Genomic DNA, 210 nt, shown 5'->3' with positions numbered 1-210 from the left:
ATCCAGCCCATAACGCTTCGCAATGGGCTCCCAGTAATACAAGCCGGAACCGCCCAGTGGATCGACACCAATCTTAATGCCCGCCTTGCGAATAGCCTCCATATCGATGACATTTTCCAGGTCATTGACATAAGGCGTGATGTAATCGTACTCAGTGATAAACCCTGAAGCCAGAGCCTCATTAAGCGACACTTGGTTAACACCTTCCAA

At 49.0% G+C, this 210-nt stretch carries 1 pseudogene; it reads right to left on the bottom strand.

The annotated features are described in order from the left end of the window. Positions 1 to 210: pseudogene (locus tag CWC16_RS19465) on the bottom strand (phosphoglucomutase, alpha-D-glucose phosphate-specific); the annotation flags it as partial.

This window comes from Pseudoalteromonas sp. S3776, from assembly GCF_005886915.1.
Taxonomy (GTDB): Bacteria; Pseudomonadota; Gammaproteobacteria; order Enterobacterales; family Alteromonadaceae; genus Pseudoalteromonas.
Note: the sequence above shows the minus strand (reverse complement) of the source record. Positions and strands in the feature narration are given on the sequence as shown.